This window comes from Micromonospora sp. CPCC 205539, assembly GCF_036906815.1.
In the GTDB taxonomy this organism is placed as follows: domain Bacteria; phylum Actinomycetota; class Actinomycetes; order Mycobacteriales; family Micromonosporaceae; genus Micromonospora.
Window position 1 is genome coordinate 45561 of record NZ_JBAKHW010000033.1, and the last position, 19979, is coordinate 65539.

The following is a 19979-nucleotide window of genomic DNA, read 5'->3' on the forward strand; positions in this document are numbered from 1 at the left end:
CCGCCGGTCGGCGGTGTCGACCCGCCGGCCGGCGGGACAGCAGGGGGAGGTAGGAGCGGCATGCAGCGGTGGCGGGGGTACGACGCGGCGCCCGGCGGGTGGGGGCGCTCGGTCGTCACCATCGGCGTGTTCGACGGCGTTCACAAGGGGCACCAGTCGATCATCAAGCACACCGTGGCCCGGGCTCGGGAGTTGGGCGTGCAGTCGGTGGTGGTCACCTTCGACCCGCACCCGGCCGAGGTGGTCCGTCCCGGTTCGCACCCGGCCGTGCTCACCGAGCCGGCCCGCAAGGCGGAGCTGATCGAGGCGCTCGGCGCGGACGTGCTCTGTGTGGTGCCGTTCACCCCGGAGTTCTCCCGGCTGCCGGCCGAGGAGTTCGTGCACGATGTCCTGGTCGAGTACCTGCACGCCGCGCTGGTCGTGGTCGGCGGCAACTTCCGCTTCGGGCACCGTGCGGCCGGCGACGTGGCGCTGCTGGAGCGGCTCGGTCGTACCTTCGGCTTCGGCGTGGAGGGCGCTCCGCTGGTCGCCGAGGACGGCACGGTCTTCTCCTCCACGTACATCCGCTCCTGTGTCAACGCGGGCGACGTGGGCGCCGCCGCCGCCGCCCTGGGCCGCCCCCAGCGGCTCGAGGGCGTGGTGGTGCGCGGCGACCAGCGCGGACGGGAGCTGGGCTTCCCCACCGCCAACCTGCTCGTCCACCGGTACGCGGCAGTGCCCGCCGACGGCGTGTACGCCGCCCGCCTGATCCGCCGCGGGCAGCACGAGCCGCTGATGGCCGCCGTGTCGGTGGGCACCAACCCGACCTTCTCCGGCCGGGAGCGGCGGGTGGAGGCGTACGCCCTCGACTTCACCGGCGACCTCTACGGCGAGCGACTGGCCCTGGACTTCGTGGCGCACCTGCGCGGCCAGATCCGGTACGACTCAATCGAGCCGTTGATCGCCCAGATGAACCAGGACGTCGAGCGTGCCCGACGCGCTCTGAGCTGAGCAACGTGGGCTGCCTCCGAGGCCCTTGACCGGGTGCTACCGGCAGGTGCTGGTAGTCTTTCGGGGACGTCGGGTGACCGGCGTGGGGCCTCGCGTGCCTGCTCGACGCCGCGGGTGCGAGGTACCGGTCCGTTCCCGGTCCATCGGGACGACGGACACCTACTTGATCAACCCATCGAAACAGGGAGAACATGGCGCTCGACCAGGAAGCCAAGGCCACGATCCGCGCGGAGTACGCGACCGCCGAGGGCGACACCGGTTCGCCGGAGGTCCAGGTGGCGGTCCTCACCAAGCGGATTGCCGAGCTGACCGAGCACCTGAAGGTGCACAAGCACGACCACCACAGCCGTCGTGGTCTGCTGCTGCTGGTCGGCCGGCGACGTCGGCTGCTCAACTACGTCCAGAAGAAGGACATCAACCGCTACCGGTCGCTCATCGAGCGGCTCGGCCTGCGCCGGTGACGTGAGCGGGGGAGTGGCCGACCGGCCGCTCCCCCGCTCGGCGTCCCACCTGAGAAAACACGGGCCGCGCGACCACCCGAGAGGGAGCCGGTCAGCGTACCGGTCTCCGGTAGTGGCCCCCGGGAACTCCGGCATCGATGCCGGCCACCCGGGCGCTTCGATCGAAGACCGGCCGGCTGAGCAGCTCCCCATGTCGTGGGCCCACGACGCGAAGGAGCACGACAGCACATGACCGAGACCAACCTCGGCACCGAATCCCGTACCGCCGTGATCGACAACGGTGCCTTCGGCACCCGCGAGATCACCTTCTCCACCGGTCGATTGGCTCGCCAGGCCGCCGGTTCCGTCGTCGCCCAGCTGGGCGAGACGGTCGTTCTCTCCGCCACCACCGCCGGTAAGCACCCGAAGGAGCAGTTCGACTTCTTCCCGCTGACCGTCGACGTCGAGGAGCGGATGTACGCCGCGGGCCGGATCCCCGGCTCGTTCTTCCGCCGTGAGGGCCGGCCCAGCGAGGACGCCATCCTCACCTGCCGCCTGATCGACCGGCCGCTGCGCCCGTCCTTCGTCAAGGGCCTGCGCAACGAGGTCCAGGTCGTCGAGACCATCCTGGCGCTCGACCCGCAGCACCCGTACGACGTCGTGGCGATCAACGCCGCCTCGATGTCGACCAAGCTCTCCGGCCTGCCGTTCTCCGGCCCGATCGGAGCCACCCGGGTCGCGCACATCGACGGCCAGTGGGTCGCCTTCCCGACCCTGGAGGAGCTGGCCCGGGCCACCTTCGACATGGTCGTGGCCGGCCGCACGCTCGACGACGGTGACGTTGCGATCATGATGGTGGAGGCCGAGGCCACGCCGAACGCCGTCACCCTGATCGCGGGCGGCGCCATCGCGCCGACCGAGGAGATCGTGGCCAGCGGTCTGGAGGCCGCCAAGCCGGCGATCCGCGAGCTGTGCCGCGCGCAGAGCGAGCTGGCCGAGGTGGCCGCCAAGCCGGTCGCCGAGTTCCCGGTCTTCCTGGACTACCAGGACGATGTGTTCGAGGCGGTGGCCGACGTCGCCCGTGGCGAGGTCGCCGAGGCGCTCACCATCGCCGGCAAGGCCGACCGCGAGGAGGCCCTGGACCGCATCAAGGCCAAGGTCGCCGAGGAGCTGGGTGCCCGGTTCGAGGGCCGCGAGAAGGAGCTCAGCGCCGCGTACCGGTCGCTGACCAAGTCCGAGGTGCGCAACCGCGTGCTGCGCGAGCAGGTCCGCATCGACGGGCGCGGCCCGCGCGACATCCGGCCGCTGACCGCCGAGGTCGGCGTGCTGCCGCGGGTGCACGGCTCGGCGCTGTTCGAGCGGGGCGAGACCCAGATCCTGGGCGTCACCACGCTCAACATGCTCCGCATGGAGCAGATGGTCGACACGCTCTCCCCGGAGAACCGCAAGCGCTACATGCACAACTACAACTTCCCGCCGTACTCGACCGGTGAGACCGGCCGGGTCGGCTCGCCGAAGCGTCGGGAGATCGGCCACGGCGCGCTCGCCGAGCGGGCGCTGATCCCGGTGCTGCCGTCGCGCGAGGAGTTCCCGTACGCCATCCGGCAGGTCTCCGAGGCGCTCGGCTCCAACGGCTCCACCTCGATGGGTTCGGTCTGCGCCTCGACGCTGGGCCTGCTCAGCGCCGGTGTGCCGCTGAAGGCGCCGGTTGCCGGCATCGCGATGGGGCTCATCTCCGACGAGGTGGACGGCAAGACCCAGTACGTGACGCTGACTGACATCCTCGGTGCCGAGGACGCGTTCGGTGACATGGACTTCAAGGTCGCCGGTACCCCGGACTTCGTGACCGCGCTGCAGCTCGACACCAAGCTCAACGGCATCCCGTCGGACGTGCTGGCCGCCGCGCTGCAGCAGGCGAACGAGGCTCGGCAGACGATCCTCGGCGTGATGCAGGCGGCGATCGAGTCTCCGGCCGAGATGTCCGAGTACGCGCCGCGGGTCACCACCGTCAAGATCCCGGTCGACAAGATCGGCATGGTGATCGGCCCGAAGGGCCAGACCATCAACGCGATCCAGGACGAGACCGGCGCCGAGATCTCCATCGAGGACGACGGCACGATCTACGTCGGCGCCACCAACGGGCCGTCGGCCCAGGCGGCGGTGGACCGGATCAACGGGATCGCCAACCCGACCCTGCCGAAGGCTGGCGAGCGGTTCCTCGGCACGGTGGTCAAGACCGCCGCGTTCGGTGCGTTCATCTCGCTGCTGCCGGGTCGCGACGGCCTGCTGCACATCTCCAAGGTGGGCGACGGCAAGCGGGTCGAGCGCGTTGAGGACTTCCTCAACGTCGGCGACCGGGTCGAGGTCGAGATCGCGGACATCGACGCCCGCGGCAAGATCTACCTGGACAAGGTCCGTCCGGAGGGCGCCGAGGCGCCGGCCGCCGGTGAGGCCGCCGCAGGTGGCGACCGTCCGGCTGGCCGGGACCGGGGCGACCGGGCTCCGCGTGACCGCGGTGACCGTGAGCGCGGCGGCGACCGGGGCGGGCGTGGCCCGGAGCGCGGCGAAGGCGGCAACGGCAACGGCGGCGGCGAGGGTGGTGGCGAGGGCGGCGAGCGTCCGCGCCGCCGGACCCGGCACAGCTGACCGTCGCACATCGCATCACCCACCCCTCGTCGATCTGGGAGCAGTACGTGAGTCGGGCCTTCAGTGCGCCGTTTCCGCCGGATCGACGGGGGGTGGCCGCGTCTCGGGCCGCCGGGGCGGGCCGCTCCGGCGGCACCGCCCGGGCGGTGACCCGGACGCTCAGCGACGACCCGTTGGGTGGCACGGTCCGTCGGACCGTGCTGCCCAGCGGCCTGCGCGTGCTCACCGAGGCGATCCCCACGATGCGCAGCGTCTCCTTCGGCATCTGGGTGGCGGTCGGCTCGCGGGACGAGACCGGCCCGGAGGCCGGTGCCGCGCACTTCCTGGAGCACCTGCTCTTCAAGGGCACCCACAAGCGCACCGCCCTGGAGATCTCCTCGAGGATCGAGGCGGTCGGCGGTGAGACCAACGCCTTCACCACGAAGGAATACACCTGCTACTACGCCCGCGTGCTGGACGAGGACCTGCCGCTGGCGATCGACGTGATGTGCGACCTGGTGGCCGACTCGCTGATCGAGCCGGCCGACGTGGAGACCGAGCGGGGCGTGATCCTGGAGGAGATCGCCATGCACGACGACGAGCCCGGTGACGAGGTGCACGACCTCTTCGCCCAGGCCGTCTACGGCGACCACCCGTTGGGCCGACTGATCTCCGGCACCGAGGAGACCGTCACGCCGATGACCCGGGAGCAGATCCAGGCCTTCTACCGGGGTCGTTACACGGCACCGCAGATCGTCATCGCCGCCGCCGGCAACCTCGATCACGCCGCGGTGGTCAAGCTGGTCCGGCAGGCGGTGCGCGGCACCCCTCTGGACAGCGACCCGGGCACGCCCGCGCCGCACCGGGAGGCCACCCCCGCGGTACGCACCCGACCGGCCACCAACCTGGTGGAGCCGAAGGAGACCGAGCAGGCGCACATCATCCTCGGCTGCCCCGGCATCGACCGCACCGACGATCGGCGCTTCGCCCTCGGTGTACTCAACAACGTGCTCGGCGGCGGCATGTCCAGCCGTCTGTTCCAGGAGATCCGCGAGCAGCGCGGCCTCGCCTACTCGGTCTACTCCTACGCCAGCCAGTACGCCGACAGCGGCCTGTTCGCCGTCTACGCCGGCTGCGCACCGGGCAAGGTGGACGAGGTGTTGGAGCTGACCCGCGCCGAGCTGGCCCGGGTGGCCGCCGACGGGCTGACCGAGGCCGAGGTGGCCCGGGGCAAGGGGATGAGCAAGGGCTCGTTCGTGCTCGGCCTGGAGGACACGGGCTCCCGGATGAGCAGGCTGGCCAAGGGTGAGCTGCTCTACGGCGACCTGATGCCGGTCGACGAGCTGCTCCGCCGGGTCGACGAGGTCACCGTGGCGGACGTGAACTCCCTCGCCGCGGAGCTGCTCAACCAGCCGATGTCGCTGGCCGTGGTCGGCCCGTTCAGCGCCGCCGACTTCGCCGTCTGAGGCCGCCCGGATGGTGGTGCGGGCCCGATCCGACCGGAAGCCCGCGTCCCGATTGGGATAGGTTGTGCGCCGTGACTGACGTGCAGCAGAGCAACCCGGTCGAGCCACTGCGGGTCGGTGTGCTGGGCGCCCGGGGCCGGGTGGGCATCGAGGTGTGCAAGGCCGTCGACAGCGCCGGCGACCTGGAGCTCGTGGCCACGGTCGACCAGGGCGACCCGGTGTCCGACGTCGCCGGTGCCGAGGTGGTCGTCGACTTCACCACGCCGGACGTCGTCATGGACAACCTCCAGTGGTGCATCGACCAGGGCATCAACGCGGTGGTCGGCACGACCGGCTTCACCGAGGAGCGGCTCGAGCTGGTGCGCGGCTGGCTGGCCCGCAGGCCCGGGGTGGGCGTCGTGATCGCCCCGAACTTCGGCATCGGCGCGGTGCTGATGATGCAGTTCGCCGCGCGGGCCGCCCGGTACTTCGAGTCCGCCGAGATCATCGAGCAGCACCACCCGCGCAAGCTGGACGCCCCCAGTGGCACGGCAACGCACACCGCCCGGCAGATCGCCCGCGCCCGCGCCGAGGCCGGCCTGGGTCCGGCGCCGGACGCCACCAAGGACGAGGTGCCGGGCGCGCGGGGCGCCGAGATCGACGGGGTACGCGTACACGCCGTGCGTGCCACCGGGCTCGTCGCCCACCAGGAGGTGCTCTTCGGCACCACGGGCGAGACGCTGACCATCCGGCACGACTCGTACGACCGGGTGTCGTTCATGCCGGGCGTGCTGCTGGCCGTCCGCGCGGTGCGGAACCGCCCCGGCCTCACCGTCGGCCTGGACGCCCTGCTCGACTGACCAATCTGTCCTCCCAGACGGCAACAGCACGCTGGCGGGCCGGGTAGCATCCGCCGGATGATCGATGCAGGACACCTGGACCGGGGTGGGCGGCGCGTCACCCTCCGGCCGGTCGACGACGACAACTGGCGGGCGGTGGCCGACGTCGCCCCCCGCGACGACCAGCGCCTGTTCGTGGCCGCGCTGGGTGCCCGCTACCTGCTGCTCAGCATGCGCTCGGAGGTCTGGACCTCGCTCGCGGTGTACGCCGACGAGACCGTCGTCGGCCACGTCATGTGGGGCGTGGACGACGACGGCTCGCACTGGATCGGCGGGATGCTGATCGACGCCGCCGAGCAGGGCCAGGGCCTCGGCCGAGCCACCGTGCAGACCCTCGCTCCCTGGCTGGCGGCCCGGGACGGCAATCCTCCGGTCCGTCTCTCGTACCACCCGGACAACACCCCGGCAGCAGCCCTCTACGAGTCCCTGGGCTTCCACCCCACGGGCGAGGTGGACGACGAGGAACTGGTAGCCGAACAGGTCCGCTGACCCCGCCCGCCGTCGGCTCCCGTCCCGGCTGCGGGGTGGGTTCGAGCAAGATCCGCACAACAACGCCGAGAGTGCTGCCTCCCGGCGCGACGAGGCAGCACTCTCGGCGAAACTGCGCGGATCCTGTCGCCCCGAACCCCAAGCCCCAAGCCCCAAGCCCCGCGACCTCGGCCCGACGCCGCGTCGATCATGGAGTTGTGGTGGGCCCCAAAAAGGGCATAAGGGTGACTACCGCCCACCATAAGTCCATGATCGACCGCTCAGGGTGGCGGTTAGAGCGGGCTGGGGGCGGGGTGGCGTTGGGTGGGGAGGGTGGGGGTCGGGGTCAACGGGGTGGGGAGACCGTAGACGGTGGCGTGGCCGGTGTTGTCGACCGTGACGGTGACCGACCTGCCGGCCACCTGTAGGCCGTTGACCTTCAGCGCGCCCAGTTCCGCTCCGGCCAGGGGTGCCAGGCGGACCGTGCCACCCGGTACGTCCGGGTAGAGGCCGGTGGCGGCCTGGAGCAGCAGCACCGCGCTGGCGGCGGCCCAGGCCTGCGGCCGGCACGCCGCCGGGTACGGCACCGGACGGTTCACCACCGACCGGTCGTCGCCGGCGTACAGCTCGGGCAGCCGGTAGTCGAACGCCTCGGCGGCGGAGAGCAGCCCCTCGGCCAGACCGAGCGCGGCGTCCCGGTGCCCGGCCCGGGCCAGCCCGGCGAGCACGATCGCGGTGTCGTGCGCCCAGATCGAGCCACAGTGGTACGACAGCGGGCTGAAGCCGGCGTCGTCGGTGGACATGGTCCGCAGCCCGAAACCACCGGCGAGCGCGTCGGTGGTGAGCAGGCGGGCGACCTGGGTCTCCTCGTCGGCGGTGAGCAGCCCGGTGCCGAGCAGGTGACCGATGTTGCTGGTCAGCGAGTCGACGGGGCGTTTGTCGCGGTCGAGGGCCAGCGCCGGCTGCGGGCCGTACCGGCCGTCGACCCAGAAGCGCTCCCGGAACCGGCCGGCCAGCGCGGCGGCGTGCTCGCGCCAGCGGTCCCCGCCCGGGCGACCGAAGGCGTCCAGCAGTGCCGCGCCGTTGACCGCCGCTTCGTGGGCGTACCCCTGGACCTCGGCCAGCACGATCGGCGCGCTCGCCAGGGTGCCGTCGTGGAACCGGACCGCGTCGCCGGAGTCCTTCCAGCCCTGGTTGGACAGTCCGTGCCCGCTGGTGTCGATGTACTCCACGAGGCCGTCGCCATCCGGGTCGGCGTGCTCGCCGAGCCAGCGCAGCGACGCCTCCAGGTACGGCAGGAGCGGCTCGATCTGGTCGACCGGCAGCCCCCAGCGCCAGGCGTCGTGCAGCAGGTTGACCCAGAGCATGGTGGCGTCGACGGTGCCGTAGTAGGCCGGCGGGAGGCGCAGCCCGTGCTCGGACAGTGCGAACTCGTGTCGGCGCAGCTCGTGCAGGATCTTGCCGGGGGCCTCGCCGGTGGCCGGGTCGATCCGGGTGCCCTGTCGCCGGGCGAGCACCCGCAGGGTGCCGGCGGCCAGGTCGGTGCCGAGCGGCAGCATCATCCGGGCGGCCCAGAGGCTGTCCCGGCCGAACAGGGTGAGGAACCAGGGCACCCCGGCGCCGAGGAAGACGTCCTGTGGTGCGCCAGCCTCGGCCAGCCGCAGCCCACGCAGGTCGTCCAGGCCGCGATGCAGCAGCCGGACCAGCCGCCGGTCGTCCGCGGACACCTCGGGTCGGGACCACTCGGGCTCGCCCGCCGGGCCGATCACCACGGCGCGCGGGTCCTCGACGGTCAGTCGCCAGCGCAGCACGGTCTCGCCGCCGGGTGGCAGCTCGACCGGCCAGGCCAGCCGGGGTGCGGTGCTCCACTCGCCGGCGGTGAGCACGTCGGCGCCCTGGCCGGTGACGGTGACCGTGATGCCGTCGGCCGACCAGCTCAGCACGCCCGGCTGGCCGGTCTTGGCCTCCAGCGGTGGCGCGGTGCCGCCGGACTTGACCACCTCGATGGGCGCCAGGTCGCAGCCGAGGTCGACGCTGACCGTGGCCCGTACGCCGACCGTGGCGGTGGAGACGACCCGTACCTCCTCGGTGAGGCCGTCGCGGGTGGCCCGGCGGAGGCGGTCGATCCGCACGGTGGGGTCGGGCACGGGGTCGCCGAGCCAGCGCGCCAGGCTCACGAAGCGGACGCCGTGCGGGCCGTCGTCGCCGTGGGTCAGCCCCTCCGGCTCCCGGTCGTCGACCCGCAGCTCGGCCCGGGAGAGCACCCGGGCGTCGGCGTGGAAGACGCCCTGGACGCCGGTCGGGCGGATCTGCCCGGTCGCGTCCCCCAACGCGCTGGTCGGGGCGAGGACGGCCCCCACCAACTCGTGCAGGAGGGGTTGCAGCTGGCGTTCGATCACGGTGTGGCTCCAGACCATCGAGGTGCGGGGCGGACGTCTTGACAACGTGCCCCCGGCGGTGCAAAGTGCGAAACATTCCAGAAACTTGAACGATCCAATCCTGCCGTATCCAGATTGGATCGTTCAAGACGGCGAGAGGTATTAAGTGGCCGAAAAGGTGACCATCGCGACGGTGGCCCGGCACGCCCGAGTCAGCCGGCAGACGGTGTCCAACGTGCTCAACGCCCCGCACATCGTGCGGGAGGAGACCCGGCAACGGGTCCAGGACGCCATCAGCCTGCTCGGCTACCGGGCCAACCAGGCCGCCCGGCAGATGCGTACCGGCCGGTCCCGGCTCATCGCCGCCCGGATCGAGCCGACCCGCGACGGCATCAACGGCTCCGTGCTCGACCGCTTCCTGCACGGCCTCACCGAGACCGCCGACGCCGCCGGCTACCGGGTGCTGCTCTACACCGCCACCGACGACGAGCGCGAGGTCGCCACCTACGACGACCTGCTCGGCACGTACGAGCTGGACGCGTTCGTGCTCGTCGGCACCAAGTACGGCGACCCGCGTACCGCCTGGCTCGCCGACCGGGACGTGCCGTTCGTGACGTTCGGTCGCCCCTGGGACGCGCTCGACGCCCACCCGTGGGTGGACGTGGACGGCGCCGCCGGCACCGCCCAGGCCACCCGACACCTGCTGGCGACCGGGCACCGGCGGATCGCGTTCCTCGGCTGGCCGGTCGGCTCCGGCGTCGGCGACGACCGGCGGGCCGGCTGGCACGACGCGCTCAGCGCGGCCGGTGTCGACCCGGCCGGCCTGCACCGGGAGACCGAGGACGGCGTCGCCGAGGGCCAGCGGCTGATGCGCGATCTGCTCACCACCGTGGCGCCGACCGCTGTGGTCTGCGCCAGCGACTCCCTGGCCCTCGGTGCCCTCCAGGCGATCCGTGACGTCGAGCCGCCAGTGTCGGTGATCGGCTTCGACGACACACCGGTCGCCGCCGCGATCGGGTTGGCGAGTGTCAGCCAACCGCTCGGCGAGGCCGCCGCCCGCTGCGTGGACCTGCTCACCGGGGTCCTCGACGGCAACCACCAGACCCCCACCCACGTGCTGCTCCAGCCCACGCTGGCGCTCCGGCACACCGCGTAGTCCCACCCCCACCAGGAGAAACCCATGGCACCTCGAACCCTCACCCGAGCGGCGGTGGCCGGTCTCGCCACCGTCGCCCTCCTCGGCTCCGCGGCCTGCGGCAGCGGTTTCGACGACTCCTCCGGCGACGACGCCCAGACCAGCGGCCCGGCCAGCTTGCAGATCCTGATCGGCTCCTCGGGCGAGGCCGAGACCAAGGCCGTCCAGGACGCCGCCGCGAAGTGGGCCAGCAGCTCCGGCAACACCGCCACGGTCACCCCGGCGCAGGACCTCACCCAGCAGCTCGGCCAGAGCCTCGCCGGGGGGACGCCGCCGGACGTCTTCTACGTCGACGCGGCCCAGTTCGCCGACTACGCGAGCGTCGGCGCCCTCGAGCCGTACGGCGACAAGATCAGCAACTCGGGCGACTTCTACGAGAGCCTGCGCACCACCTTCACCCACGACGGCAAGCTCTACTGCGCGCCGAAGGACTTCTCGACCCTGGCCCTGCAGATCAACACGGATCTGTGGACGAAGGCCGGGCTGACCGACGCCGACGTCCCGACCACCTGGGACCAGCTCACCACGGTCGCCCAGAAGATCAAGGCCAAGGGGCAGGTCCCGCTGGCCCTCGGCGACACCCGGGACCGGATCGGCGCGTTCATGGTGCAGAACGGTGGCTGGCTGATGAGCAAGGACGGCAAGCAGGCCACCGCCGACACCCCGGAGAATCTGGCCGCCCTCCAGTACGTCAAGACCATGCTCACCACGGGCCTGGCCAAGTTCCCCAAGCAGCTCGACTCCGGCTGGTCCGGCGAGGCGTTCGGCAAGGGCAAGGCCGTGATGACCATCGAGGGCAACTGGATCAAGGGCGCCATGCAGAACGACTTCCCGACCGTGAAGTACAAGGTGGTGGCGCTGCCGGCCGGCGCGAAGGGCCAGGGCACGCTCTCCTTCACCCAGTGCTGGGGCGTGGCGGCGAAGAGCAGGTACAAGGACCAGGCGATCAAGTTCGTCGAGGCGATGACCAGCGGCGAGCAGCAGATGACCTTCGCCAAGGCGTTCGGCGTGATGCCGTCCCGCCAGTCGGTGCGTGAGCAGTACACCGCCGCCTTCCCGGCGGACAAGGTCTTCATCGACGGCGTCGCGTACGCCCAGGGCCCGGTGAACGCCCCGAAGATGGACAGCGTCCTCAAGGACCTGGACGCCAGCCTGCAGGGCCTGGCCACCGGCGACCCGAAGACCGTGCTGCAGAACTTCGACAAGAACGCCAAGGCGGCGCTCGGCGGCAGCTGAGGCGACGGCAGGGGCCCCCGACACCACGGGGCCCCCTGCCGCACCCCGGCTCGAGACAGGGAGGGAGGGGAGATGGCAACCGAGACACTGACCGCCGTGGCGACCGCGACCGGGGACGGCCCCCGTCGACGTAGGGGCGGCATCCGGAGCAACGAGAACGTCGCCGGCTGGCTCTTCGTCGCGCCGGTGATCGTCATTCTGGGGCTGTTCCTGCTGCTGCCGATCCTGATGGCGTTCTGGGTCAGCCTGACCGACTGGAACGGCCAGGGCAGCCCGTTCACCGGTGACGTGCCGATCGTCGGCGCGCACAACTACACCCAGCTGTTCACCGAGGACGGCCTGGCCCGCCGCGACTTCATGACCAGCATCCGCAACAACATCTACTACGTGGCGATCGTCGTGCCGGCGCAGACGGTGCTCGCGCTCGGGCTCGCGCTGGTCGTCAACAACCGGATGCTCAAGGGCAAGAGTTTCTTCCGCAGCGCGTTCTACTTCCCCTCGGTGACCAGCTCGGTCGCGATCAGTGTGGTGTTCCTGTTCCTCTTCGCCAACTCCGGCGCGGTGAACGCGCTGCTCGGCGTCTTCGGTATCGACGGGCCGGAGTGGTTCGCCGACTCCCGGGGCGTGCTGCACCTGCTGCTCGGCGCCGTCGGCGTCGACTCGGCCCCGGCAGCGCTGGCCGACGGCGGCCCGTTCGGGCTGAGCTGGTGGGACTGGCTGGCCGGGCCCAGCGTCGCGATGGTCTCGATCATCACGCTGGTGGTCTGGACCACCTCCGGCACCTTCATGCTGATGTTCCTGGCCGGCCTGCAGAACGTGCCGGTGACCCTCGAGGAGGCGAGCACCCTCGACGGCGCGTCCTCGTGGCAGCGGTTCCGGCACGTCACCCTGCCGCTGCTCAGGCCGACCACGTTCCTGGTGCTCACCCTCGGCCTGATCGGCTCGTGGCAGGTCTTCGACCAGGTGTACGTGATGAGTCAGGGCGACCCGGCCAAGACCACCCTCACCCCGGCCTACCTGTCGTACCGCACCGCCTTCCGGGACTTCGACTACGGCTCCGGCGCGGCGATCTCGTTTGTGCTGTTCCTGATCATCATCGTGCTCACGCTGATCCAGCGCCGGGTGCTGGCCGAGCGGGACACCGACCGACCGCGCCGCGGCCGGTGGCGTCGGCGCGTACCGGAGAGGTCCTGAGATGGCCGTGCCCACCGACCGCCCGCCGGCGACGCCCGCGCGGCGCGACCAGCGCGCGGCCCGCACGCTGGCCACCCGTTTCCTGGGGTACGCCACGCTGGTCTTCTTCGGGCTGGTGTTCCTCTACCCGTTCGTCATCCAACTCGGCAACTCGCTCAAGACCGAGCCCGACGCGGCGAACAACCCGCTCTCGCCGATCCCGGACCCGCTCACGCTGGCCGGCTTCGAGCGGATCTTCGCGGGCACCAACTTTCCGCTCTGGCTGGGCAACTCGCTGCTGGTGACCGTGCTGGTAACCCTCGGTCGGGTGTTCTTCGACTCGCTCGCCGGGTACGCGCTGGCCCGGCTGCGGTTCCGGGGCCGCGGTGGGCTGTTCGCCGCGATCGTCGCGGTGCTGGCGGTGCCCGGCGTGGTGCTGCTGATCCCGAAGTTCCTGGTGCTCAACCAGCTCGGCATCTACAACAGCTACGCCGGTCTGGTGGTGCCGCTGCTGGCCGACGCGGCGGGCGTCTTCATCATGAAGCAGTTCTTCGAGTCGATCCCGCTGAGCGTGGAGGAGGCCGCCCGGATGGACGGGGCGAGCATCTTCCGTACCTTCTGGTCGGTGGTGTTGCCGATGGCGAAACCGGCGCTGATCACCCTGACCATCCTGTCGTTCCAGGGGTCCTGGAACGAGTTCCCGCACAGCCTGGTGTCGGTGCAGGACCCGGACCTGTTCACCCTGCCGCGCGGGCTGGCCGACCTGGTCAGCGGCTCGCTCGGCAAGGGCACCCAGTACCCGCTGAAGCTCGGCGCCGCCCTGCTGGCCACCATCCCGGTGGCGATCATCTTCGTGGTCTTCCAGCGGTACTTCGTCCGCGACGCCAACGACGGCGCCGACAAGGGCTGACCCGGCCGGGTCACTCGCCGGGGCTGTCCTCGGCGATCGGCTCGGCCGGGACGGCCACGTGCAGGCGCACCTGCTGCACCAGCATGTCGTCGACGTCCAGCGCGCGGGCCGCGCCGTCGGGCTCCCAGCCGGTGCTGGTGAGGAACTTGCGGGTCGCCTCGTCGCCGTCGAACGCCCAGGCCACCGCTCGGCTCAGACCGTCTTCCCGCCACAGGTCGACGGTCGCCGCGAGCAGCCGGCTGCCGTGCCCCCGGCGACCCCAACGCGGCTCGACCAGCAGGTCGGTCACCGCGGCCACGTCCGGGCCGAGCGCGTCGGCGGGCTCGCCCGGGGCCAGCGCCTCGGCGTCGGCCGGACCGGACGCGGCGAACCCCACCAGATACGATTGCTCGGCCTGTTCGACGGCGACCAGCACCCGGTGCGCGCCGGAGGGCGGCTCCAGCACCGCGGCGCTCCACCGCCGGGCGAGGAACGCCTCGTCCAGGTTGTCGAGCACGTGCCGAGGCAGGATCCGGCGGTACGCGACCCGCCAGGTCGCGAGCTGGATGCGTGCGATCTCGCCGGCGTCCTCGGGACGCGCCGGGCGGACGTACCCGAGAGCCATGGGACGGAAGCCTACGCAGGGCGAGAGGGGCGACGGTGGCGCAGGGTGCCAAGAGGACGGCTGGGCAGGTCGTCGGGGTGGTGGTGCTCGCCGCGGCGGTCACCGGGTTCCTCGCCGTCGCTGCCGTACGGCACGGCTTCTTCGACCTGAAGGTCTACTACGGCGCGTTGACCTTTTGGGTGCACGACGGCGGGGAGATCTACGACTACCTCAAGCCGGGCACCCAGTACGGCTTCACCTACCCGCCGTTCGCCGCGCTGGTCATGCTGCCGATGGCGTACCTGCCATGGTCGGCCGCGATCGTGGTGAGCGTGCTCGCCAGCGTGGTCACCACCACCGTCCTGATCTGGTGGCTGGTCGACCCGATCGCCCGCCGGGCGGGGTGGACCCGGTGGTTCGCCCTGGCCGTGGCGCTCTGCCTGGCCGCCGCGTTCGAGCCGATGCGCGAGACGATCAACTTCGGTCAGGTCAACACGCTGCTGCTCTTCCTGGTGGCGGTGGACCTGCTGCGGCTGGTGCCGGCCGGCAACCGGTGGGCCGGTGTGGGCATCGGGTTGGCCACCGCGATCAAGCTGACCCCGGGCATCTTCATCGTCTACCTGCTGGTCACCGGTCGGTGGCGGGCGGCACTCACCGCCACCGGCGCGGCGGCCGGGGTGTCCCTGCTGGCCGGCGCGCTCTTCCCGGACGCCTCCCGGGAATTCTGGACCGAAGCGCTGTGGAACACCGGCCGGGTGGGCGAGTTGGCGTTCGTCTCCAACCAGTCGCTGCGAGGGGTGGTCGCCCGCCTCAACCCGGAGCACCCGAGCACCCTGCTGTGGCTGCTGCTGGTGCTCGGCACCCTGGCGCTCTGGGCCTGGCGGTCCCGGGCCGCTGCCGCGGCCGGTGACGAGGCCACCGGCCTGGCGCTGACCGGCGCGGTGATGTGCCTGGTCAGCCCGGTCACCTGGGTGCACCACCTGGTCTGGCTGCTGCCCGCGCTGATCCTGCTGGTCGACAACGCGATGGCCGCGTCCGCCGCCGGTCGTCGGTGGGCCCTGCTGGCCGCCGCGACCATCGCGTACGCGCTGCTCATCAGCCGGACCGTCTGGGCGTGGGAGAAGGACTTCACCGGTGTCGACGGCTTCCTGGGCAGCAACGCCTACGTCTGGATCAGCCTGGCGCTGGTGGCGTTCCTGCCGATCCGCCGCTGGCAGACCCCGGGTGGCTCAGCCGTCGAGGCGGCCGGCGTACCGCAGCTCGACCAGCCCGACCGGGGGCTGCCCACCGGCGAGCGGCACATGGTAGGTCGACCGCTCACCGTCCGCTGACAGCCCGGCCCGCTCGGAGAACCGGCGGGCCCGCCGGTTCTCCGACAGCACCCACGCCCGGTAGTCGGTCCAGCCCCGCTCGGTGAGCCCGACCCGGGCGGCGGCCAGCAGCGCGACGGCGGTCCCGTCGCCCCAGCGTGCCGGCTCCACGTACAGGGCCAGCACCTCGCCGACCGCCGGGTCCAGGTCGTCGCGGTCCTGGTTTCGACGGTACGGCCCGAAGGTCGTGAAACCGACCACCAGACCGTCCTCCTCGCCGAGCAGGGTGGTGAACGGGTGCTCCGGATCGGCCGTGCCGAGGTCACGGCGGCGCTGTGCCCAGGCGCTCACGTTGAGCCGCTGGAGCACCTCGTCCGGCATGAAGCCGGCGTACCCCGTCTGCCAGCCGTGCACGTGCACCCGGGCGACCGCCTCGGCGTCGTCCGGCTCCTCCCGGCGGATGGTCAGCATTGCACCGTTCTATGCCCCGGTGGCCGTCCCGTCCAGCTTCCCGCACCGACGTCGTACCGATGAATTAGGGTCGCCGACGATGGCCGCACCGGAATCACTCTCGCTCGCCCAGGCCCGGCGGGTGGCGCTCGCCGCCCAGGGCTTCGCCGACCCGGCGCCCACCGGCGTGCCCACCCGCCGACACCTGCGTCGGGTGCTCGACCGGGTCGGGCTGATCCAGATGGACTCGGTCAACGTCCTGCAACGGGCGCACTACCTCCCGCTGTACAGCCGCCTCGGGCCCTACCCGACCACGCTGCTGGACCAGGCCGCCTACCGCCGCCCGCGCGAGCTGTTCGAGTACTGGGGGCACGAGGCGTCGCTGGTCCCGGTCGGGCTGCACGCGACGCTGCGCTGGCGGATGGCCCGCGCACGCAGTGACTCGTGGGGCGGCATGCAACGGATTGCCCAGGAGCAGCCGGAGCTGGTCGCCTGGGTGCGCGACGAGGTGGCCGCCCGGGGGCCGCTGACCGCCGCCGAGATCGAGCACGACGCACCCCGGGAGACCGGCAACTGGGGGTGGAACTGGTCGGCGGTCAAGCGGGCGCTGGAGTTCCTGTTCTGGGCCGGCGAGGTGGCCGCCGCAGAGCGCAGCACATCGTTCGCCCGCCGGTACGACCTGCCCGAGCGCGTGCTGCCGGCGGCCGTGCTGGCCGCGCCCACCCCGACCGACGCCGAGGCGTACCGGACGCTGGTGGCCCTCGCCGCGCGGTCGCTCGGGGTGGCCGCCGAGCCGGAGTTGCGCGACTACTTCCGGCTGCCGCTGGCCGGTGCCCGGCAGGCCGTCGCGGAGCTGGCCGAGGCCGGTGAGCTCGTGCCGGTCACCGTGCCGGGCTGGCGCCAGCCGGCCTGGCTGCACAGAGACGCCCGACTGCCGCGCTGGGTCCGGGCCAACACGCTGGTCAGCCCGTTCGACCCGCTGATCTGGGAACGCGCCCGCACCGAGCGGCTCTTCGACTTCAGCTACCGGATCGAGATCTACGTCCCCGCCCCGCAGCGGGTGTACGGCTACTACGTGCTGCCCTTCCTGCAGGGCGACCGGTTCACCGCCCGGGTCGACCTCAAGGCCGACCGCCGGGCCGGGGTGCTGCTGGTGCCGGCCGCGTGGCTCGAGCCGGGCGCCGACCCGGGGGAGACCGCCGTGGCGCTCGCCGCCGAGCTGTACCGGCTCGCCGGCTGGCTCGGCCTGAGCGCGGTGGCACCGCCGACGGCCGGCGACCTGGCCGGCCCACTTGCCGCCGCGTTGGCCGGCGTGTCCGGTGTACCGTGAGCGCGTGACGAGCGTTCCCGGGCCCCCGGTCGACCAGCCCCAGAGAGGCTTGCCGGACGACGCGGCCCCGGCGGCTGACGCGGCCGGCACCGGGCCTGCCGGCTGGCCGGGTTCCGGCGCCGGCACCGGGCCACACGGCTGGCCGCCGAGCCCAGCTGGCGGTTACCCCGTCGCCGAGCCGGACCGCATCACCCGGTTCGTGGTGGGGCTCTACGACCGCTCGCCGCGCTGGGCGGTGCCGCTGGCCGCGGTCGGCTGTGTCGCCGCCGGCATGGGCTACGCGCTGGTCAGCGACCCGACCCACGCCGACCCGGACGCCCCACCGACCTGCCTGCTCAAGCTGACCACGGGGCTGGACTGTCCGGGCTGCGGCGGCACCCGCGCACTCTGGTACGTGCTGCACGCCGACCTCCCGGCCGCCGCCCGGCACCATTTCCTGTTCGTGTTCGCGCTGCCGTTCCTGGCGTACCTCTTCGTGTCCTGGGCGGGCAACCAGGCGTTCGGTTGGCGACTGCCCGAGCTGCGGATCAGCTCGAAGGTCATCGGCGGCTTCCTGGCCGCGTGGCTCGCCTTCTCGGTGCTGCGCAACCTGCCCTGGGCACCGTTCACGTCGCTCTACGTCTGACCGGCGCCGTCGGTCTCGCGGTCGACCGGCGTTCCGTGGTGATCCACTCGCGGACACGACGAACTCGCCGGCCGGCGACCGAGTGATCGACGTTGCACGGGGCGAGCCTGGCTTGGGCCGGGGGCCGCCGCGCCACTACAGTCCCAGGAATGCCGGAGATGGTGCAGCCCCAGGTCAAGTTGATCGCGTGGACCCAGTTCGCGGCCCCGGACGACGTGCCGTGGTCGACCGACGCGGAGGGTGGCCAGGCGCTCGCCGAGTTCGCCGGCCGGGCCTGCTACCAGTCGTGGAAGAAGCCGAACCCGGTGACCGCCACCAACGCCGGTTACCTCGCGCACATCCTCGAGGTCGGGCACCTCTCGGTGCTGGAGCACGGCTCGGTCACCTTCTACTTCACCGGGGTGTCCCGCTCCTTCACCCACGAGCTGATCCGGCACCGGCACTTCTCGTACTCCCAGCTCTCCCAGCGCTACGTCCCGGAGCGGGACGCGGCCATGGTCGAGCCGGCGGTGATCGCCGACGACCCGGAGCTGCACAAGCGCTTCGTGGAGGCCGCCGAGGCGAGCGTGCGGGCGTACACCGAGCTGCTGGAGGGGCTGGAGCAGCGGTTCTCCGACGAGCCCAACCCGACGCTGCGCCGCAAGCAGGCCCGGCAGGCGGCCCGCGCGGTGCTGCCCAACGCCACCGAGACCCGGATCGTGGTCACCGGGAACTACCGGGCCTGGCGGCACTTCATCGCGATGCGGGCCACCGAGCACGCCGACGTGGAGATCCGCGAGCTGGCCGTGGAGTGCCTGCGCCAGTTGCAGGGGGTCGCCCCGAACGTCTTCGCCGACTTCGTGATCTCCGCTCTCCCGGACGGCACCGAGGTGGCGGCCAGCCCGCACGAGGCGTCCTGAGCCCTTCCCCGGCGGGCCTCGGCTGGTCGTCCGCTAGGTTTAGGGGTATGACGTACGACCACCCTGACGCTGCCGCCCGGCCGGTGTCCCGTCCCTTCGGGCGGCTGCTCACGGCCCTGGTGAGCCCGTTCACCTCCGACGGCTCGCTCGACCTCGACGGCGCCGCCCGGCTGGCGAGCCACCTGGTCGACGAGCAGGGCAACGACGCGCTGGTGGTCAACGGCACCACCGGCGAGTCGCCGACCACCACCGACGCGGAGAAGGAGCGCCTGATCCGGGCCGTGGTGGAGGCCGTCGGTGACCGCGCCAAGGTGGTCGCCGGGGTCGGCACCAACGACACCCGGCACACCATCGAGCTGGCCGCCGCCGCCGAGAAGGCGGGTGCGCACGGTCTGCTGGTGGTGACCCCGTACTACAACAAGCCGCCGCAGGCCGGGCTGGTCCGCCACTTCACGGCGGTGGCCGACGCCAGCGGCCTGCCGGTGATGCTGTACGACATCCCGCACCGCGCCGGCGTGCCGATCGAGACCGAGACGCTGGTCCGGCTCGCCGAGCACGGCCGGATCGTCGCGGTCAAGGACGCCAAGGGCGACCTGACCGCCACCAGCTGGGTGACCAGCCGAACGTCCCTCGCCTTCTACAGCGGCGAGGATGCGCTCACCCTGCCCGCGCTGGCCGTGGGCAGCGTGGGCGTGGTCGGCACCTCGACGCACTTCACCGGGGCGCTGACCGCACAGATGATCGACGCGTACGACGCGGGGGACATGCCGGCCGCGCTGGCCCTGCACCGGCGACTGCTGCCGCTCTACACCGGCATCTTCCGTACCCAGGGCACCATCCTGGTGAAGGCGGGCCTGGCGGCGTTCGGCCTGCCGGCCGGACCGGTGCGGCCCCCGCTGGTGGACGCCACCAACGACGAGATTGCCCAGCTGCGCGCGGACTTCGCGGCGGCGGGCCTGGAGCTGCCCGAATGATCGAACGACACGATGGGCGCCGGGTTACGGCGTCGCAGAATGAGGTGGA

General features: G+C 72.0%; 18 protein-coding genes. 15 read left to right on the forward strand and 3 right to left on the reverse strand.

The annotated features are described in order from the left end of the window. The first annotated feature begins 60 nt into the window (after nucleotides 1–60). From V6V47_RS24965 to V6V47_RS24990, 6 genes are all read left to right on the forward strand, one after another. The gene (locus tag V6V47_RS24965; protein WP_334630790.1) at nucleotides 61–990 is read left to right on the forward strand and encodes a bifunctional riboflavin kinase/FAD synthetase; all 930 of its coding nucleotides are present in this window, start codon (nucleotides 61–63) and stop codon (nucleotides 988–990) included. Between the two features lie 191 nt (nucleotides 991–1181). Next, nucleotides 1182–1451: a 30S ribosomal protein S15 gene (rpsO, locus tag V6V47_RS24970; protein WP_088963411.1), complete on the forward strand. Its 270-nt coding sequence runs from the start codon at nucleotides 1182–1184 to the stop codon at nucleotides 1449–1451. A gap of 228 nt (nucleotides 1452–1679) precedes the next feature. Beyond that, complete coding sequence (locus tag V6V47_RS24975) at nucleotides 1680–4076, forward strand: polyribonucleotide nucleotidyltransferase (RefSeq protein ID WP_334630791.1); 2397 nt, start codon at nucleotides 1680–1682, stop codon at nucleotides 4074–4076. A 47-nt stretch (nucleotides 4077–4123) separates the two neighbouring features. After that, nucleotides 4124–5521, forward strand: a complete 1398-nt coding sequence (locus V6V47_RS24980) for a M16 family metallopeptidase (RefSeq protein WP_334630792.1) — start codon at nucleotides 4124–4126, stop codon at nucleotides 5519–5521. A 62-nt stretch (nucleotides 5522–5583) separates the two neighbouring features. Then, a complete protein-coding gene (gene dapB, locus V6V47_RS24985; RefSeq protein WP_442934304.1) occupies nucleotides 5584–6360 on the forward strand; it encodes a 4-hydroxy-tetrahydrodipicolinate reductase in 777 nt (258 codons plus the stop codon). A gap of 57 nt (nucleotides 6361–6417) precedes the next feature. Continuing rightward, nucleotides 6418–6888 (forward strand): GNAT family N-acetyltransferase, encoded by a 471-nt coding sequence (locus tag V6V47_RS24990; RefSeq protein WP_334630794.1) that lies wholly within the window; start codon nucleotides 6418–6420, stop codon nucleotides 6886–6888. Between the two features lie 272 nt (nucleotides 6889–7160). Here the strand turns inward: V6V47_RS24990 and V6V47_RS24995 are convergent, their stop codons facing one another. Continuing rightward, a complete protein-coding gene (locus V6V47_RS24995) occupies nucleotides 7161–9266 on the reverse strand; it encodes an amylo-alpha-1,6-glucosidase (RefSeq protein WP_334630795.1) in 2106 nt (701 codons plus the stop codon). Nucleotides 9267–9411: 145 nt separating this feature from the next. Here V6V47_RS24995 and V6V47_RS25000 point away from each other — a divergent pair, with 145 nt between their 5' ends. From V6V47_RS25000 to V6V47_RS25015, 4 genes are all read left to right on the forward strand, one after another. Then, nucleotides 9412–10401 (forward strand): LacI family DNA-binding transcriptional regulator, encoded by a 990-nt coding sequence (locus tag V6V47_RS25000; RefSeq protein ID WP_334630796.1) that lies wholly within the window; start codon nucleotides 9412–9414, stop codon nucleotides 10399–10401. A gap of 24 nt (nucleotides 10402–10425) precedes the next feature. Next, complete coding sequence (locus V6V47_RS25005) at nucleotides 10426–11676, forward strand: sugar ABC transporter substrate-binding protein (RefSeq protein ID WP_334630797.1); 1251 nt, start codon at nucleotides 10426–10428, stop codon at nucleotides 11674–11676. 72 nt (nucleotides 11677–11748) lie between these two features. Further along, nucleotides 11749–12870 (forward strand): carbohydrate ABC transporter permease, encoded by a 1122-nt coding sequence (locus tag V6V47_RS25010; RefSeq protein ID WP_334630798.1) that lies wholly within the window; start codon nucleotides 11749–11751, stop codon nucleotides 12868–12870. A 1-nt stretch (nucleotide 12871) separates the two neighbouring features. Next, complete coding sequence (locus tag V6V47_RS25015) at nucleotides 12872–13759, forward strand: carbohydrate ABC transporter permease (RefSeq protein ID WP_334630799.1); 888 nt, start codon at nucleotides 12872–12874, stop codon at nucleotides 13757–13759. 10 nt (nucleotides 13760–13769) lie between these two features. On the opposite strand, the gene V6V47_RS25020 is transcribed toward V6V47_RS25015, so the two are convergent. After that, a complete protein-coding gene (locus V6V47_RS25020; protein ID WP_334630800.1) occupies nucleotides 13770–14363 on the reverse strand; it encodes a GNAT family N-acetyltransferase in 594 nt (197 codons plus the stop codon). 35 nt (nucleotides 14364–14398) lie between these two features. Here V6V47_RS25020 and V6V47_RS25025 point away from each other — a divergent pair, with 35 nt between their 5' ends. Further along, nucleotides 14399–15673 carry a glycosyltransferase 87 family protein gene (locus V6V47_RS25025; RefSeq protein WP_334630801.1) on the forward strand — a complete coding sequence of 425 codons (1275 nt, stop codon included), beginning with the start codon at nucleotides 14399–14401 and terminating at the stop codon, nucleotides 15671–15673. On the opposite strand, the gene V6V47_RS25030 is transcribed toward V6V47_RS25025, so the two are convergent. After that, the gene (locus V6V47_RS25030; RefSeq protein ID WP_334630802.1) at nucleotides 15572–16123 is read right to left on the reverse strand and encodes a GNAT family N-acetyltransferase; all 552 of its coding nucleotides are present in this window, start codon (nucleotides 16121–16123) and stop codon (nucleotides 15572–15574) included. The two genes, V6V47_RS25025 and V6V47_RS25030, sit on opposite strands and share 102 nt — an antisense overlap. 79 nt (nucleotides 16124–16202) lie before the next feature. On the opposite strand from V6V47_RS25030, the gene V6V47_RS25035 reads away from it, so the two are divergent. The 4 genes from V6V47_RS25035 to dapA all read left to right on the forward strand — a co-directional run bounded on the left by V6V47_RS25035 (nucleotide 16203) and on the right by dapA (nucleotide 19930). Beyond that, nucleotides 16203–17432, forward strand: coding sequence for a winged helix-turn-helix domain-containing protein (locus V6V47_RS25035; protein ID WP_334630803.1), 1230 nt, complete (start codon nucleotides 16203–16205; stop codon nucleotides 17430–17432). A gap of 4 nt (nucleotides 17433–17436) precedes the next feature. After that, on the forward strand, nucleotides 17437–18057 hold the full coding sequence (locus V6V47_RS25040; protein ID WP_334630804.1) for a DUF2752 domain-containing protein: 621 nt from the start codon (nucleotides 17437–17439) through the stop codon (nucleotides 18055–18057). Nucleotides 18058–18215: 158 nt separating this feature from the next. Beyond that, the gene (gene thyX, locus V6V47_RS25045; RefSeq protein WP_334630817.1) at nucleotides 18216–18956 is read left to right on the forward strand and encodes an FAD-dependent thymidylate synthase; all 741 of its coding nucleotides are present in this window, start codon (nucleotides 18216–18218) and stop codon (nucleotides 18954–18956) included. A gap of 47 nt (nucleotides 18957–19003) precedes the next feature. Next, nucleotides 19004–19930 (forward strand): 4-hydroxy-tetrahydrodipicolinate synthase, encoded by a 927-nt coding sequence (gene dapA, locus V6V47_RS25050; protein WP_334630805.1) that lies wholly within the window; start codon nucleotides 19004–19006, stop codon nucleotides 19928–19930. Nucleotides 19931–19979: the final 49 nt, after the last annotated feature.

Excerpts from the sequence above, each read along its gene's own strand:
- V6V47_RS24965 (WP_334630790.1), top strand. The coding sequence starts at position 61 with ATGCAGCGGTGGCGGGGGTACGACGCGGCGCCCGGCGGGTGGGGGCGC.
- rpsO (WP_088963411.1), top strand. The coding sequence starts at position 1,182 with ATGGCGCTCGACCAGGAAGCCAAGGCCACGATCCGCGCGGAGTACGCG.
- V6V47_RS24975 (WP_334630791.1), top strand. The coding sequence starts at position 1,680 with ATGACCGAGACCAACCTCGGCACCGAATCCCGTACCGCCGTGATCGAC.
- V6V47_RS24990 (WP_334630794.1), top strand. The coding sequence starts at position 6,418 with ATGATCGATGCAGGACACCTGGACCGGGGTGGGCGGCGCGTCACCCTC.
- V6V47_RS25005 (WP_334630797.1), top strand. The coding sequence starts at position 10,426 with ATGGCACCTCGAACCCTCACCCGAGCGGCGGTGGCCGGTCTCGCCACC.
- V6V47_RS25010 (WP_334630798.1), top strand. The coding sequence starts at position 11,749 with ATGGCAACCGAGACACTGACCGCCGTGGCGACCGCGACCGGGGACGGC.
- V6V47_RS25015 (WP_334630799.1), top strand. The coding sequence starts at position 12,872 with ATGGCCGTGCCCACCGACCGCCCGCCGGCGACGCCCGCGCGGCGCGAC.
- V6V47_RS25020 (WP_334630800.1), bottom strand. The coding sequence starts at position 14,363 with ATGGCTCTCGGGTACGTCCGCCCGGCGCGTCCCGAGGACGCCGGCGAG.
- V6V47_RS25030 (WP_334630802.1), bottom strand. The coding sequence starts at position 16,123 with ATGCTGACCATCCGCCGGGAGGAGCCGGACGACGCCGAGGCGGTCGCC.
- V6V47_RS25035 (WP_334630803.1), top strand. The coding sequence starts at position 16,203 with ATGGCCGCACCGGAATCACTCTCGCTCGCCCAGGCCCGGCGGGTGGCG.
- thyX (WP_334630817.1), top strand. The coding sequence starts at position 18,216 with ATGGTGCAGCCCCAGGTCAAGTTGATCGCGTGGACCCAGTTCGCGGCC.
- dapA (WP_334630805.1), top strand. The coding sequence starts at position 19,004 with ATGACGTACGACCACCCTGACGCTGCCGCCCGGCCGGTGTCCCGTCCC.